Origin of the sequence: Hutsoniella sourekii ATCC 700629 (assembly GCF_000518205.1) — a bacterium.
Lineage (GTDB): Bacteria > Bacillota > Bacilli > Lactobacillales > Aerococcaceae > Hutsoniella > Hutsoniella sourekii.
The window spans coordinates 19,759-33,620 of sequence record NZ_KI912400.1 but is presented as its reverse complement, the minus strand read 5'-3'; the positions used below and the strand labels follow the sequence as shown (position 1 = coordinate 33,620).

The 13,862-nt window shown below is 42.8% G+C and carries 17 protein-coding genes and 1 other RNA gene; 3 read left to right on the top strand and 15 right to left on the bottom strand.

The annotated features are described in order from the left end of the window. Positions 1 to 38 precede the first annotated feature (38 nt). Together T408_RS0109945 and mscL are read left to right on the top strand one after the other, a co-directional pair. A complete protein-coding gene (locus tag T408_RS0109945; protein WP_028119767.1) occupies positions 39 to 1,169 on the top strand; it encodes an NAD(P)/FAD-dependent oxidoreductase in 1,131 nt (376 codons plus the stop codon). Between the two features lie 78 nt (positions 1,170 to 1,247). Beyond that, positions 1,248 to 1,622: a large conductance mechanosensitive channel protein MscL gene (gene mscL, locus T408_RS0109940; protein WP_028119766.1), complete on the top strand. Its 375-nt coding sequence runs from the start codon at positions 1,248 to 1,250 to the stop codon at positions 1,620 to 1,622. A 23-nt stretch (positions 1,623 to 1,645) separates the two neighbouring features. On the opposite strand, the gene T408_RS0109935 is transcribed toward mscL, so the two are convergent. The 12 genes from T408_RS0109935 to dnaX are packed head-to-tail and all read right to left on the bottom strand — an operon-like array spanning position 1,646 to position 10,423. Further along, positions 1,646 to 2,218: a DNA-3-methyladenine glycosylase I gene (locus T408_RS0109935; protein ID WP_028119765.1), complete on the bottom strand. Its 573-nt coding sequence runs from the start codon at positions 2,216 to 2,218 to the stop codon at positions 1,646 to 1,648. Between the two features lie 11 nt (positions 2,219 to 2,229). Then, positions 2,230 to 3,234 (bottom strand): YdcF family protein, encoded by a 1,005-nt coding sequence (locus T408_RS0109930; protein WP_028119764.1) that lies wholly within the window; start codon positions 3,232 to 3,234, stop codon positions 2,230 to 2,232. Positions 3,235 to 3,249: 15 nt separating this feature from the next. After that, complete coding sequence (gene rsmI / locus T408_RS0109925; RefSeq protein ID WP_028119763.1) at positions 3,250 to 4,119, bottom strand: 16S rRNA (cytidine(1402)-2'-O)-methyltransferase; 870 nt, start codon at positions 4,117 to 4,119, stop codon at positions 3,250 to 3,252. Next, positions 4,094 to 4,441, bottom strand: a complete 348-nt coding sequence (locus tag T408_RS0109920) for a GIY-YIG nuclease family protein (RefSeq protein ID WP_028119762.1) — start codon at positions 4,439 to 4,441, stop codon at positions 4,094 to 4,096. Before T408_RS0109920 ends, rsmI begins: the two co-directional genes overlap by 26 nt. Further along, entirely contained in the window at positions 4,434 to 5,183 is a 750-nt protein-coding gene (locus T408_RS0109915; RefSeq protein WP_028119761.1) for a tRNA1(Val) (adenine(37)-N6)-methyltransferase, read from the bottom strand. Before T408_RS0109915 ends, T408_RS0109920 begins: the two co-directional genes overlap by 8 nt. Position 5,184: 1 nt before the next feature. Next, on the bottom strand, positions 5,185 to 5,532 hold the full coding sequence (locus tag T408_RS0109910) for an initiation control protein YabA (protein ID WP_028119760.1): 348 nt from the start codon (positions 5,530 to 5,532) through the stop codon (positions 5,185 to 5,187). Between the two features lie 22 nt (positions 5,533 to 5,554). Then, positions 5,555 to 6,517, bottom strand: a complete 963-nt coding sequence (locus tag T408_RS0109905) for a hypothetical protein (RefSeq protein WP_028119759.1) — start codon at positions 6,515 to 6,517, stop codon at positions 5,555 to 5,557. A gap of 12 nt (positions 6,518 to 6,529) precedes the next feature. Beyond that, positions 6,530 to 6,859 (bottom strand): cyclic-di-AMP receptor, encoded by a 330-nt coding sequence (locus tag T408_RS0109900; RefSeq protein WP_028119758.1) that lies wholly within the window; start codon positions 6,857 to 6,859, stop codon positions 6,530 to 6,532. A 24-nt stretch (positions 6,860 to 6,883) separates the two neighbouring features. Further along, positions 6,884 to 7,525: a dTMP kinase gene (gene tmk / locus T408_RS0109895; RefSeq protein ID WP_028119757.1), complete on the bottom strand. Its 642-nt coding sequence runs from the start codon at positions 7,523 to 7,525 to the stop codon at positions 6,884 to 6,886. A gap of 12 nt (positions 7,526 to 7,537) precedes the next feature. Then, positions 7,538 to 8,134 (bottom strand): recombination mediator RecR, encoded by a 597-nt coding sequence (gene recR / locus T408_RS0109890; protein WP_028119756.1) that lies wholly within the window; start codon positions 8,132 to 8,134, stop codon positions 7,538 to 7,540. A 15-nt stretch (positions 8,135 to 8,149) separates the two neighbouring features. Next, the gene (locus T408_RS0109885; protein WP_028119755.1) at positions 8,150 to 8,464 is read right to left on the bottom strand and encodes a YbaB/EbfC family nucleoid-associated protein; all 315 of its coding nucleotides are present in this window, start codon (positions 8,462 to 8,464) and stop codon (positions 8,150 to 8,152) included. 18 nt (positions 8,465 to 8,482) lie between these two features. Continuing rightward, positions 8,483 to 10,423 (bottom strand): DNA polymerase III subunit gamma/tau, encoded by a 1,941-nt coding sequence (gene dnaX, locus T408_RS0109880; protein ID WP_028119754.1) that lies wholly within the window; start codon positions 10,421 to 10,423, stop codon positions 8,483 to 8,485. A gap of 122 nt (positions 10,424 to 10,545) precedes the next feature. Here dnaX and T408_RS0109875 point away from each other — a divergent pair, with 122 nt between their 5' ends. After that, positions 10,546 to 10,821 carry a chorismate mutase gene (locus T408_RS0109875; protein WP_028119753.1) on the top strand — a complete coding sequence of 92 codons (276 nt, stop codon included), beginning with the start codon at positions 10,546 to 10,548 and terminating at the stop codon, positions 10,819 to 10,821. Between the two features lie 50 nt (positions 10,822 to 10,871). Here T408_RS0109875 and T408_RS0109870 read toward each other — a convergent pair whose 3' ends face one another. The 3 genes from T408_RS0109870 to T408_RS0109865 all read right to left on the bottom strand — a co-directional run bounded on the left by T408_RS0109870 (position 10,872) and on the right by T408_RS0109865 (position 13,827). Continuing rightward, a complete protein-coding gene (locus T408_RS0109870; protein WP_051444892.1) occupies positions 10,872 to 12,773 on the bottom strand; it encodes a M13 family metallopeptidase in 1,902 nt (633 codons plus the stop codon). Positions 12,774 to 12,870: 97 nt separating this feature from the next. After that, an RNA gene (ffs, locus tag T408_RS12040) (signal recognition particle sRNA small type) lies at positions 12,871 to 12,957 on the bottom strand. Between the two features lie 45 nt (positions 12,958 to 13,002). Further along, on the bottom strand, positions 13,003 to 13,827 hold the full coding sequence (locus T408_RS0109865; protein WP_028119751.1) for a MetQ/NlpA family ABC transporter substrate-binding protein: 825 nt from the start codon (positions 13,825 to 13,827) through the stop codon (positions 13,003 to 13,005). Between the last annotated feature and the right edge of the window lie 35 nt (positions 13,828 to 13,862).

Below are 13,862 nucleotides of genomic sequence, written 5' to 3'. Positions count from 1 at the left end.
TTCAAGTAAACTAATAATATAGAAAGAAGGTATATCATATGACCCAACGTATTGCGATTATCGGAGGCGGGATCGTCGGATCAACCGCTGCTTATTACTTGAGTCGAGCAGGCCTTGAAGTCGACTTGTTCGATGAAGGGACCGGTCAAGCTACCAAGGCTTCGGCAGGAATTATTTGCCCGTGGTTCACCCTCAAGCGTAATAAACCCTGGTACTTCCTCGTATCTAATGGTGCTGAATTCTACCGTCAATTGATGGCTGATTTAAGTGCAGATGGCTATGAGGTGGATTCAATCTTCCAAGTAGACGGCGCCTTATTAGTCCGACGTAAGGAAGAGATCCTAGCCCAAGACCAAGAACGAAGCCTTCAAAAGCAAGCAGATTCCCCTTCCATTGGTCAGGTCCAAGCTTTATCAGCTGATCAGGTCAACGGAGTCTTTCCACTACTGGAATCAGATTATCCAGCGACCTTTGTGCCAGGTGGAGGCCGTGTTCATGGCCAAGCCTTAATTGAGACCTTGCAACAAGCGGTAAAGGATGCAGGCGGTCAAGTGATTCGTCAAACAGCCCAGCTGATTGATAAGGGAGAAGGACAAGTTGAAGTAGCTAGTCCTAACCACCCTGCCACTGCCTATGATGCTATTCTAGCCAGCTCTGGCGCCTGGCTGCCACAATTATTAGAACCACTTGGCTACCAAGTTGATATTCGTCCCCAAAAGGGTCAACTTTTTACCTTGTCACGACCTGAATGGTCTAACCAACATTGGCCAGTGGTAATGCCTTTTGGTCAAATTGATTTAATTCCATTTAATGATGGCAGTATTGCATTCGGTGCCTCCCATGAAAATGACAAGGGCTATGACCTAACTATTGATCCAGCAGTGATTGAAGAAATTAAAAGTAAGGCCCAGTCGTGGATGCCACAAGTCGACTTTAGTGAGCCTGATTCCATCCGCGTCGGTATTCGAGCTTATACTTCGGATTATGCGGTCCTAGTAGGTGCTATTCCTGAATTAAATAATTTCTGGGCCGTCAGCGGACTCGGTTCATCTGGTCTTACTAGTGGTCCCTTCTTGGGTTACCAATGGAGTCAGCTAATTCTAAATGGTGAATGGAAGATTAATCCTGATGACTTCCCAATAGATCGTTATATTCAAAAGGTTCGCTAAAACGTTTTCTCGATTTATAATAGTCGCCATCTTTTTAGCAAATTGATATGATTAAGATAGCTAAAGGAGGTGAATAAAATGTGGAAAGAATTTAAGGAATTTATCTCAAATAAAAGTATTATTACAATGGCAACTGGTATTATTATGGGTTCTGCTTTTACAGCCATCGTTAATAGTCTCGTTGATGATATCTTTATGCCAATTATTGTATCCTTTACAGGTGCTGCAGATGTATCTGGATTATCCTTAACCTTGGGAAATACAACTATCGGCATTGGCTTGTTCTTACAAGCTCTAATTAACTTCTTCTTAATTGCTCTCTTCTTGTATATTACATTGAAGGCCTTAGAACGTGTTCAAGGCAAGAAGCTAGTCGCTCCAGAAGAAGAGGATAAAGGCCCTAGCGAAACAGAATTACTAACAGAAATTTTGGAAGAATTAAAAAAACGCTAAAAAATAAACCAGCTCTTTACTATCTATACTTGATAGAGAGAGCTGGTTTCGTATTTAAAAGAACAGGTGGGATCATGATCATTGATGATCCCAATTGCTTGAAGATAGGAATAAATCGTGATTGAACCAATGAATTTAAAGCCACGTTTCTTCATATCTTTATTTACTTGGTCGCTAAGAACACTTTGCTTAGCCATGGGGCCCTCCTGACGATCCACCACCTGACCTTGAGTAAAATTCCAAATATATTGAGAAAAACTTCCCCATTCTTCTTGTACAGCCATAAAGCATTGGGCATTAGTAATGGTCGCTTGGATCTTACCTTGGTGGCGGATAATGCCTTCATTTTGCTTTAATTCTTCGATCTTACTAGAGGAGTAGCTGGCGATTTCTCCATAGTCCATCTGGTCAAAAGCCGCCATAAAATGATTATATTTAGACAAGACGAGTTGCCAAGATAAACCGACATGGAAGGTCTCCAAGACCAGCCATTTGAACAGCTGACTATCATCGTATTCCGGCTTTCCCCAGACCTGATCATGATAGTCTAGATAATAATCCGGCTTGCCTTGAACCCATTGACACCGTTGAATCACTCTTTTTCCTCCTAAATAATCACACCGGTTGAGGCTAGAAGACCTAAGAAAATCATAGCAAAATAATTCATTTCCTTGGTTAATAAAATATAAGCCATGTACTCCCGCACCATCGAATAAGGCCAAAGATATAAAGGCGTACCTGACCCCTTAAAACTGGTCTTAAAATGAGCCATTCGGGCTAAATAATGAGAACGTACCAGATGGAAACGACTCGTTATCACAAGCACATGAGCGCTTGGTGCCTCTTTCATTAAGCGCTTAGAGAAAATAAAATTCTCATAAGTGTTCTGAGCTTGGTCTTCTTTAATAATCTGTTGACCGACGACACCCTGTTCTCTTAAGTAGGCCTCCATTAGATCTGCTTCAGAATAGGGGCGCCCCTTCTGACGACCGCCAGTCACAATAAAGTAAATGGAAGTAGCATTAGGCTGACGCCGATAAATTTTTAAAGCTACTTGTAAACGGTGCTTGAGTACGGCTGGTAATTGATCGTCCTCTCCAACCTGCGCTCCTAAAATAACGATGTAGTCAAGGGATTTGAATCCCGGATACAAGTTCAAGAAAGTATTAATAATAACATAAGAGACAAATGTAGAGGAAATATATAAGGCTAGCAAGTTATACAGGTTAACAAAGTTAGCTAACTGACTCTCATTGGAATAGAAAAAGGCCCAAACCGAAGAAAATAAAAAGATCAGCGCTGATAAAATAATGATAATCCTTAAAATAAAATCAACATTACGCCAGGAATAATAGTGAACATTACGAAATATCACTAACAGTAAAAATAAAAAAATAATGACAGGTACAATTAAGCTCACAAAAGCTGAAATGATGTAGAAAAAATACCTCAAGGCATACATTAAGCGCCAGTTACTATGGACAACCAGGCCCATAATCAGAAACGATAAGCCATAAAGCGAAAAAGTAGTGGGCTGAAGCCAAGGTTTAAATAAAAAGGCAGCCAACAAGGCCATGCCTAACAAGACCGCCGATAACTGATAAAAAATCACCTAACAGCCTCCTCACTAGTCATCCAAGTCGTGGTAGCTACTATAGACCTCCTGACGGGACAAACCCTGTATCTTAGCCACTTGCTTAATCGCTTGGTTGGGCTTAAGACCTTGTTGGGCCATCAACAGGTCCACATGATCCTTAATCGGCAATAAATCCTCCCCTGCCCCTTCACTTAAAGGTGAAGGAGAGATGAGAACCACGCACTCTCCCTTGATACCTTCTTGATCCAGATAAGCTAAGAGATCGGCAGCACTGGCACGAATATATTCTTCATATTTCTTAGATAATTCTCTAGCTAGTGTCAGCGATGTATCCGGTCCTAGTTGCTTAGAGACCACCTCAACCAACTTAAGCAAGCGGTAAGGAGACTCATAGAAAATAGCCGTGTGGCCGCCCTCGGCTACTTGTTTTAGGACCTTCGCCTGGTCACTGGCCTTTCTTGGAAAGAAGCCATAATAAGTAAAGCGGTCAGCCGGTAGGCCAGAGGCAACAAGAGCTGTCAAAGCTGCATTAGCTCCTGGCAGGGCAATAACCGTTAAGTCTTCTTCAAGCGCCGCTTGAACCAGCGGATGACCAGGATCATTAATTAAAGGCATACCTGCATCTGAGATTAAGGCTAAACTTTGCCCTGACTGCAAGCGTTGAATCAGATCACTGACCACTTGGTCACTCGAATGTTCATGGAAGCTTTTCATTGGGGTGGTTATATCGAAGTGGTGAAGTAGCTTAGCGGAGTTGCGCGTATCTTCAGCTAGTATCAAGTCCACCTCTTTTAGCAGTCGTAAAGCCCGCAAGGTGATGTCTTCAAGATTACCAATGGGAGTTGGTATTAAATAGAGCTTTCCTGTTTGGGAGTCATGGTAACTCTTTTGTATTTGCATCGATGGCCTCCTCATTCATACGGTTGACAACTATTAGTTGCCCCTCACTCAATTGGTTTTGCCCGTGATAGGCTAGGAATTCTTCTTTTTGCTTGCGACTGAGTTTCTTAAACCAATACTCTTGTTGCATTGCTAAACGTTTACTTGCCCAAGACTCAGCATAGATCATTCGCACAGGCTGCCGAAAGGCAGGCTTAGTGTATTTAGCACCCTTTCCACTACGGTGTGACGCTTCCCGTCGCTTCAAGTCAGTTGTATAACCTGCATAGAGTGTATTATCTTGGCAATATAAGACGTAGAAATAATACTTCTTATCAGCCATGATAAATAGCCAACATTTCTGGGCTATAGGAGCCATCCTCTTGGTGAACAATGAAAGGGGGATCAACCTTAACGCCCTGACGACCCCCTTGATAGATAGCTTCAATCAGTACCGTCTTAGCTCGGCCGGAAGGCTTAGAATAGACAAACTTGAGCCGGTTGACCGCAAAACCCTTAGCTAGTAAGACTTCCATCAAATCATCCAGACGCTCTGGACGATGAACGATATAAAGCTTCCCTTTGGTCTTCATAATTTGCCGGGCCTTGTCTACCCAATCCTCTAACTTCAAATAAATCTCGTGACGAGCAATAGCATGGCTATCTAGTTGGTGAACCGCCTGGCTTCCTTCAACTACGAAGTAAGGGGGATTACAAGAGACCACGTCAAATAATACTCCTGACGGACGCTTGAATTCCTTCAAATCCTGACACAGAAAGGTCACTTGTCCATCCACTTTATTCAGCTGGGCACTACGGCGAGCCATATCCACCAAATCTTCTTGAAGTTCAATTCCCAGTAAGTTCTGATCAGTCCGAGCGCTCAGCAATAGGGGAATCACTCCATTACCACAGCAAAAATCAACATAATGAAATGACCGCTTAGGTAATTCAATGAAATCAGCCAAAAGCAAAGCATCAACCGATAGCATAAAATACTGAGGATTTTGGATGATTTGGATATTGGCTTGTAGGAAATTATCAATACGTTCATCTTGCTTCAAGTTGACTGAATCACTCTGCATCCTAATCCTCCAGTCCATCTAAGACGTCTTGGCAGAAGATACAACCTTCCTCTGGACTTCTTGATAAGCCAAAGTACTGATGACAAATATGGATCCCTTGGTCGTAAAAGCCTTGCAAACGATTTTTTCCTCCGGTTATTTGTTGTTCAATTTCAGCTGATTGCTTCTCTTCTTCAGCGGGGTGAACTGTTGACATCATTTCCCTTAAGTCATGGTTGGTTATTTTGAGCTGATTATTTTCCTCAGCTAATTGATGATAGGCTTGGCGAAGTTGTGCCACCGTATCACTTAATTCCAGTAATTGTTGATCGGCTAACTCTAGTAATTGTTCGTAATCATGCTGGTTCATAGTAGGCACACCTCCTTGTTAATTATTGCCCTGTCTGGACGCTTAAAGTCATATTTTCATAAGCCAATTGAGGCTGGACGTTAGCTAAGATATATTGCCTAGCCTGAATGATTTCTTGGTTGATCACGAGTAATTGATGGACCTTCGGTTGGGTAGCTTGTTTGATCTTGTCCAACTGATAGGAAAAGATCTGAGCAGGTTCCTGGAAATCACTTTCTAATAATTGGGCATTGATAACCATTAAATATTCGAGGCCATCCAAAGCTTGTTGCTTCGATAAAAAGGGCTTCAACTGCGTTTGAACACTAACAAAGGCCTGAGGATGATTTTGAATCAAGAGTGAGTAGAAAAAATTTAAGGCCTTCAACCAGGCAGTGAAGCTGTCCTGCTTATAATTTACCTGCAAACGTTGTCTCGTCTCGCTCGATAACAGCGTCAAGACCTCTGCATGGTTGCGATCAATACCCGCTGCTAGTAAAGTCTCCAAAACGTTGGTCGCTTCGCTTAGTTTGAGTTCTTGAACCCGGGACTGGATGGTTGGCAAGAGAAGACTCATGCTAGGCGTCCAAAGAAGAAGATAGACATTATCGTAAGGCTCTTCTAATACTGTCAAAAGCGCATTACTCGCTGCTTGATTCATCAATTCCGCTTGTTCAATGATAGCCAACTTACAATCAGCTTCTACCGGACTCGTTGCTAGCCATTCTTTTAGAGAGCGAATCTGGTCTACTTTAACACTTAGCCCACTGGCTTCCACATAGAGGACATCTGGAAATTGATTAGCCTTAATCCGCTGACATATAGTACAAGTCCCATCGGGCTGACCTTCTTGGCTGACAGCTGGACAGGTCAGAGCCATCATCAAATATTGGCTTACTTCTTGCTTACCCGGGTAATTCTTACCCGTTAGAGCATAAGCATGAGATAAGCGCTGGGAGGTGATCAAGTTGAGTAAGTGATTCTTAGTAGCTTGTAGGTTTTCCATCAGCATTGATTCCTAGAAGCGGTGAAATTCATCGACAGGTAAGACGAATACAATCGCACCTCCAACTGCTACTTCCGTTGGAAAGCTTTGCGCCATGCCATAATCAATGTCAAAGCTAGTCGGTGTAGCAACCACTTGCTGACGCTCTTGAGACGAATCCTTAATAATAGCTAGAATACGATCCACATCACATTCGCGGCAGCCGACTAAGAATGTCGTATTACCCGCTCTTAAAAATCCACCGGTACTGCTTAACTTGGTTGCCTTAATGTCTGCTTGCATAAAAGCCTCACCCAATGCTTGTTCATCATCATCTTGAACGATGGCGATTATCATCTTCATCTGAATCAATCCTTTCTATTTAATCTATTTATCAATAATTTGACGGTATGCTAGGGTATCTAAGCAGTCGTCTACTACTTGCTCAATGGGTTGGCAACCGTCTATCACAACAAATCGGTCGGCTGCCTGTTTAGCTAGGTCCAAGAATGCCTGACGTGAAGCTTGATGAAAGGACAGGTCTTCTTGGTCCAAGCGATCGTATTGTCTTTGACCCCGTGCCTGGTGGATTCGCTCTAAGCCTATTTGCGAAGGAACATCTATTAAGAGTGTTAAGCTCGGCAAGAAATCTTCAATCGCGAATTGATTGATCTGCCAGACTAGCTCCATGGGAATATCTCGCGCTGCCCCTTGATAAGCCAGGGAGCTATCCACATAACGGTCTGTGATAACTAAGCGGCCGGCTTCCAAGGCTGGGAGAATGGTCTCACTAAGATGTTGACGCCGAGCTGCCGCATAGAGCAAGGTCTCTGTTCGTATATCCATAGCCGTATTCCCCGTATGGAGAATAACTTCACGAATTTGTTCGGCAATTGGACTGCCACCAGGCTCTCGAGTAAGGAGGGGATCCAGACCTCGTTCTTGTAACCGTTGGCCCAATTGCTTGACGACAGTGGACTTACCGGAGCCATCTGGCCCTTCTATCGATATGAATCTTTGTCTTAACAATCCTTATACCCCCTACATCTCTCGGCGACCTTCAATCGCTCTAAATAATGTCATTTCATCCGCGTATTCAATATCGCTACCTACCGATAGACCATGGGCCAGGCGTGTCACTTTGATGCCTGCTGGCTTGATCAAGCGTGCAAGATAAACAGCCGTCGCTTCTCCTTCAGCAGTTGCATTCGTTGCGATAATTACCTCTTGAACAGCCTCATCTTCTAAACGCTTAATCAATTGAGCAATCGCTAAGTCTTCCGGACCTGTTCCCTCCATTGGTGATAAGACGCCTCCTAAGACATGATAGAGACCTCGATAGTCTTGCATACGCTCCATTGACATAACATCCCGAGCATCTTCAACAACAAGAATTTGTGAAGGATCTCTGCTCTCATCACTACAGATAATACAAGGATCAGTATCAGTGATATTACCACAAATACTACATACGGTTAGATCCCGTTTTGCATTGATCAAATTTTGAGCGAATTCCAGAACATCCGCCTCATTCATATCTAGGACATAGAAGGCATGACGAGCAGCGGTCTTGGCTCCAATTCCCGGAAGCTTGGTGAAGCTATTAATTAACTTAGCAATCGGTGTTGGATACTGCACCTCATCTCCTCCTATCTAGAATGGTAAGTTTAAGCCCTTAGTAAAGCGCCCCATCTTATCTTGAGTGGCTTGGTCAACCTGCGCTAGCGCCTCATTAATTGTCGCAATCACTAAGTCTTGCAACATATCGATATCATCGGGATCAACTAGTGCTTCATCAATGGTTAATTCTAATATTTCCCGCTTGCCGTTTACTTTGACAGTGACAAGCTGGTTAGTGTCAGTAGCTCGATAAACACTCGCCTCTAATTCCTTTTGTGTTTTTTCCATATCTTTTTGTAACTTTTGCATTTGTTGCATCATGTTTCCCATATTTCCCATTCCGCGCATTTAAATTCCTCCTTTAGATTAACGGTCATAATAAATATTAACGTTCTCTTCTCCGAAAGCTTCAACCATCTTAGCAATTGAATCGGGTAGATTGGCTGATGGATCCTCTGACTCCTCTTCTTGGCTATTTACTGTGACGGCTTGCGTTTGACTAGATTCCTGATTATGAGGCATCGCCAGTTCATCGTTGGCCACTTCTACTGGTTCACTTTGCTCATTCCTAGAACTTTGTAATGACTCTTGGTAACTAGCCAGTTTTTCTGCCATATTAGGTAGTTGGATCGGTTGATTGCTATTTTGCTTTCTTAAGATTGTATAGTTTTGTCTGATTTGGGGCCAGTCATGGTAGAAGACAAAGACATAGATGAGCGTCTGTCCTAGCTTATCCTGAGTGATCTGGTCTAATTTAGTTAATAATTCTTGATCATGCTGGACCAAACCACAGTACGATTTACTTTCAAAACTCACTAAGGCCACTTCCGGACCAGCAGCTAGAGGCTGACTACCAGCAAATTTAGCTCGGTCCTTGGCCGGCAGGTCTTCTACGATCGATTCCCAAGAAGATTTGAGCTTTTGGATATCTTGGTGAGTAGCCTGGTTGAGTACATAATAAATCCATTCTAACTCTACTTGATAATTAGCTTGATTGTTAGGTCTTGGTCTTGGCGTACGAACAGGCTCTTCAGGAGCAGGTTCACTTGACGTTTCAGGTGCTCCAGATGATTCCTGATTGACTTGCATTTGGTCTATTTGTTTGGCCTGGCCCTGAACTTGACTATGAAGCTGGGCTAACTGCTCCTCTAAGCGGTTCATCTGGTCTTTGAGCGATAAGATCATTTGAGAATCAACTGACTGATCATCTTGAGTGGCTCCCTGAGCCATGACTTGATCATGACCTTGAGCAATCTGAATGGTCATCACTTCTAAGTATAAGTCAGGTTGTGTGGTAAAGTGCATCTTATCAGCTGTCTGATCTAGACCATCAATCATTCGGTAATAAAAATCAACCGGCAAGTCAGCTAACGGCTCCAATTCAGCCTCACTGAGTAGGCTATAATTACTTTGAGTAAAATTGGTCAACAATAAGTCTCTGACAAACAAGGTCAGCTCATCAACAAAGCGACTAGCTTGCTTGCCTTGAGCGAATTGGTCATGGAGAACCTGTAAAGCTTCCTCACTTTCTCCTTGGTAGACCGCCTTTAAATAAGTGATAAAGTCTAATTGATTGAGGCTCCCTGATACTTCCAAGGCGGAGTCAATGGAGACGAAATCATCTCTAAAAGCTAAGGCTTGATCCAATAAACTAAGACTATCCCGCATTCCGCCATTAGCCGCTCGACCGATAATGGATAGAGCCTCTTTCTCATAATCCACCTTGCGATCCTGAAGAATTTCCTCCATGCGGAGCATAAGGTCACTTAGCTGAATCCGTTGAAAATCGAATCGTTGAGTTCTTGAAATGATAGTGGCCGGTATCTTATGAGGTTCCGTCGTCGCTAGAATAAAGACAACTTGAGCCGGAGGTTCCTCTAGTGTTTTTAATAGTGCATTAAAGGCACCTGTTGTCAGCATGTGGACCTCATCAATGATATAGACCTTGTATTCACAGACACTCGCCGCATAACGCACATTATCCCGAAGCTCTCTAATTTCTTCGACACCATTATTGGAGGCCGCATCAATTTCAACGACATCACTAATCTGGCCCTCCGTGATCCCCTGGCAGATGTCACACTGATTACATGGATTACCATCGGTTTGATTAGGACAATTAATGGCCTTAGCTAAAATCTTAGCCGCACTAGTCTTTCCGGTCCCTCGTGGACCTGTGAAGAGATAGGCGTGACCAAATCGGCCGGATCGTACAGCATTTTTTAATGTTTCGCTAATAACAGGTTGGCCCACCAATTCATCAAATGATTGTGGGCGCCATACCCGATACAAAGCCTGATAACTCACACTATCCCTCCTTATTTATACAGCATTTCTATTATAACCAAAATAAGGAGCTTTTACCATTGCCCGCCATCACTTGGTAGTAAAATTTGCTATAATGGATCAAAACCATAAAGGAGCTCCTGATGTTAGACAAACAAAGACAAGCAATTGATCAAATTGATCAAGAAATCGTTGCATTATTTGAAAGACGGACGCAAATCGTGGAAGAAGTGGCTCAAATCAAATACGATCATGGCAAGGATATTCTTGACACTAGCCGTGAATCTCAAGTTATCCAAAAAGTTCAAAGTTATTTAACAGACCCAGACTTAAGTGATGAACTAGCTGACCTCTATCAGCATATCATGCGTATTTCCAGAGACCATCAAGCCAAATGGATGCAAAAACATAAAAATTAGGAGGGATGGCTGAAGCCATCCCTCCTTGTCTTATAACTGGAAAGTTGATTTCACCAAATCACAACCCGGTCTTCCGGTCTACGGTACATGCCGTCTCCTTCTTGAATATCAAAGACTTGATGGAATTCTTCAAAGTTTTGCGGTTGAATTTGCGCTCTTAATGGAGCTGGTGAATGGACGTCAACTGCTAGTAGCAATGCCTGATACTCTGGACGTGCCTTCTGTCTCCAAATACGGGCCCAATTGATAAAGAAGGCCGCTAAGTCTGCGTCTGCTTCTAACTTAGTGGCTTCAAGAGCCACAGCAAGGCCACCGCCATCCGCGATATTCTCTGATACTGTTAGTTGCCCATTCACTTGGCCATCTGCAAAGGGAATACCATCCCACTGCTTGACCACTGCTTCTGCCTTCTCTTGAAAGGCATGGAAATCTTCAGGCAACCACCAATTACTTAAATTCCCATACTCATCAAACTTAGCTCCATTATTATCAAAGGCATGAGAAATCTCGTGAGCAATAACGGCTCCGATGCCACCATAGTTCTGACTACGAGTCTGATCTAAGCTATAAAATGGCGCTTGCAGGATGGCTGCTGGGAAGCAAATATGATTCAAATTAGGATTGAAGTAAGCATTAACTGTAGCTGCACTCATACCCCACTTCTTCCGGTCCACTTCCTTATGCCACTTAGAAAAGTTATCCTCCGCCCAAATTCTAGCAAAGCGAACCGTATTATCAAAAAAGCTAGCTTCACGGTCCACTTGTAACTGCTGGTAAACTGTTGGATAGGTATCTGGATAACCCACCAGAATGTCTAAGGCCTCTAATTTGACGATGGCTTGATCAATGGTTTGCTGACTCAACCAGTCATTAGCCTGCAACCGCTCCTTGTAAATATTGACCATTGTCTCGACCATCTCATAGACATCTTGACGAGCTTGCGGGCCAAAATATTTCTTGCCATAATAGATCCCAATTACATCATCATATTGACCTGTAGCCAAGTAAAAGGCTTGCTTTTCTGGGCTTTTAATTTCTGTGTTACCTGATAAGGCTAAGCTGTATTGGCTAGCCAAGCGACGCAAGTCTTGACTTAAATGAGAAGCCGCATTCAAACAAGTCTTGACTATTAACCAGGACTTTAAGAGCTCCAAATTATCTTCTGTCAATATTTGACCCAAGGCTTGAAAATAATCAGGCTGAGTAACAATAATCGAATCAACTGTCGCTTCAACTGCTTGATCAATTAAGGCGACTAGATTCAATGATTCGTGGTAAGCCTCTACCTGCTCGCGACTTCTTGGATTATATTGTTTGGTATAGTCTGCTAACTCTTGCGATGATTTCAAGTGTGGAACCAAGAGCCGGTCGAAGGCCAAGGTCGATTCAACGATTTGACTGGCTTCGCTACTTGTATATCCCACCGCTTCCAGGACTTGCTGGGTCATTTGCGCGTAAACTCCCAATAGAGCTTTCCCTGACTCATTCCCCGCTTCATAATAAGTAACATCCGGAAGAATAGTTGCCGGTACATCTAAATAGACCGCATAATGCTGGGTATCTTTCATGTCCGGACTCAAGCCCAAATTAAATGGTAAGGCAAAAGGTATATATAACCATTCTTTAGCAAACTCTTGAAAGTCGGCCAGAGTCTTGATTTGCTGAATACGCACCAAATATGGCTCGACTGGTTCTGCTCCTAATTGATCTCTGCGGTCAAAATCCATGGCTAGTTGATAATAAGCAATAAATTCCTCTAAAAGTGGATCTTCCAAATCTAAGTCTCCTCGGCTCATCGCTTCAACGTCCTGCATCAATGTCTCTTCGATCGCTTGATGAATATCCATAAAGCCACCTGTTGTTGACTGGTCCCCAGGAATCTCAGCGGTTTGTAGCCAATCACCATTAACTGCTAAATATAGATCATCTTTTATCAATTCTTTATTAACCATTATTTACCCCTTTCTACTCTTCTTATTATAAATAAATCCCGGAAAGATTACAGCTAGTCGCCTAAATAAAAAAATCACACCCCGTAGGGTGTGAGTAATAAGCTATAGGGGCACATGGCTTAGTCGCTTATAGCTGCTAGCTTCCGCTCCTGACTCGTTCACGACGCCACCATTGCCTATTAGGTAATATACCATGTTTAAGCTGAAGATGCAAATTAGACCCCTAGAATTACTTCCAGACCGGTACCATCGCATTATTAAAGGTATCTAGGATATAATCATATACATTGTCTTGCTGGTAAGCTTTAACGATCGCTTGATAAGTTGGATTATCTTTGTCTTCCTTGCGGGCCGTAATAATGTTGACATAAGGCTTGAAGGCTTCATCATTCGGATCAAAATCTAAATGAAAAACCGCATCCTCAACTGGATCTAAACCGTAATCTAATGCAAAATCCGAATTAGTAATTCCAATGGTCACATCTGGAAGGGTTGGTAGAATGTTTTCTGGTGCTACCTCTTTGATTTCTAAGTTTAATGGATTCTCCTTAATATCATGAATATCAGGCGTAAAGCCTACCTCCTCATCTAACTTGATTAAGCCGGCGCGGTCCAACACATAAAGGGCCCGTCCTTGGTTGGTTACATTATTGGGAATGGAGACCGAATCCCCCGCCTTAATTTGATCCAAGGAATCAATCTGCTCGGAAAAAATATTCATGGGACTAATAAAAGTATCTCCAATTGCCACTAAGCCATACCCTTTTTCCTCATTTTCTTGCGCTAGAAAAGCATTATGTTGAAAAGCAGTTAAATCAAGCTCACCATCATACTGAGCCGCATTAGCGTAAACGCCATCGGTAAAGGACACTAATTCAATCTTTATATCTTCACCTGCTTGGTCTAAATTCTGTTGGACAAGGTCCCAAATCCCATTGGTCGAATCACCAATCACTGCCACCTTCACAACTGTTTGCGCCTGAATAAGAGTCGTTGGAATAAATAATCCCAGTAAAAATATAGTTATAATTAATTTTTTGAGCCATTTTTGCATTTAATTTCCTCCTCAATTCTTGTCTCTAGTTTGAA

Bases quoted from the DNA above. Each gene is read 5' to 3' on its own strand.
- T408_RS0109945 (WP_028119767.1), top strand. From the start codon at position 39: ATGACCCAACGTATTGCGATTATCGGAGGCGGGATCGTCGGATCAACC.
- mscL (WP_028119766.1), top strand. From the start codon at position 1,248: ATGTGGAAAGAATTTAAGGAATTTATCTCAAATAAAAGTATTATTACA.
- rsmI (WP_028119763.1), bottom strand. From the start codon at position 4,119: ATGCAAATACAAAAGAGTTACCATGACTCCCAAACAGGAAAGCTCTAT.
- T408_RS0109920 (WP_028119762.1), bottom strand. From the start codon at position 4,441: ATGGCTGATAAGAAGTATTATTTCTACGTCTTATATTGCCAAGATAAT.
- T408_RS0109915 (WP_028119761.1), bottom strand. From the start codon at position 5,183: ATGCAGAGTGATTCAGTCAACTTGAAGCAAGATGAACGTATTGATAAT.
- T408_RS0109910 (WP_028119760.1), bottom strand. From the start codon at position 5,532: ATGAACCAGCATGATTACGAACAATTACTAGAGTTAGCCGATCAACAA.
- T408_RS0109905 (WP_028119759.1), bottom strand. From the start codon at position 6,517: ATGGAAAACCTACAAGCTACTAAGAATCACTTACTCAACTTGATCACC.
- T408_RS0109900 (WP_028119758.1), bottom strand. From the start codon at position 6,859: ATGAAGATGATAATCGCCATCGTTCAAGATGATGATGAACAAGCATTG.
- T408_RS0109885 (WP_028119755.1), bottom strand. From the start codon at position 8,464: ATGCGCGGAATGGGAAATATGGGAAACATGATGCAACAAATGCAAAAG.
- T408_RS0109875 (WP_028119753.1), top strand. From the start codon at position 10,546: ATGTTAGACAAACAAAGACAAGCAATTGATCAAATTGATCAAGAAATC.
- T408_RS0109870 (WP_051444892.1), bottom strand. From the start codon at position 12,773: ATGGTTAATAAAGAATTGATAAAAGATGATCTATATTTAGCAGTTAAT.
- T408_RS0109865 (WP_028119751.1), bottom strand. From the start codon at position 13,827: ATGCAAAAATGGCTCAAAAAATTAATTATAACTATATTTTTACTGGGA.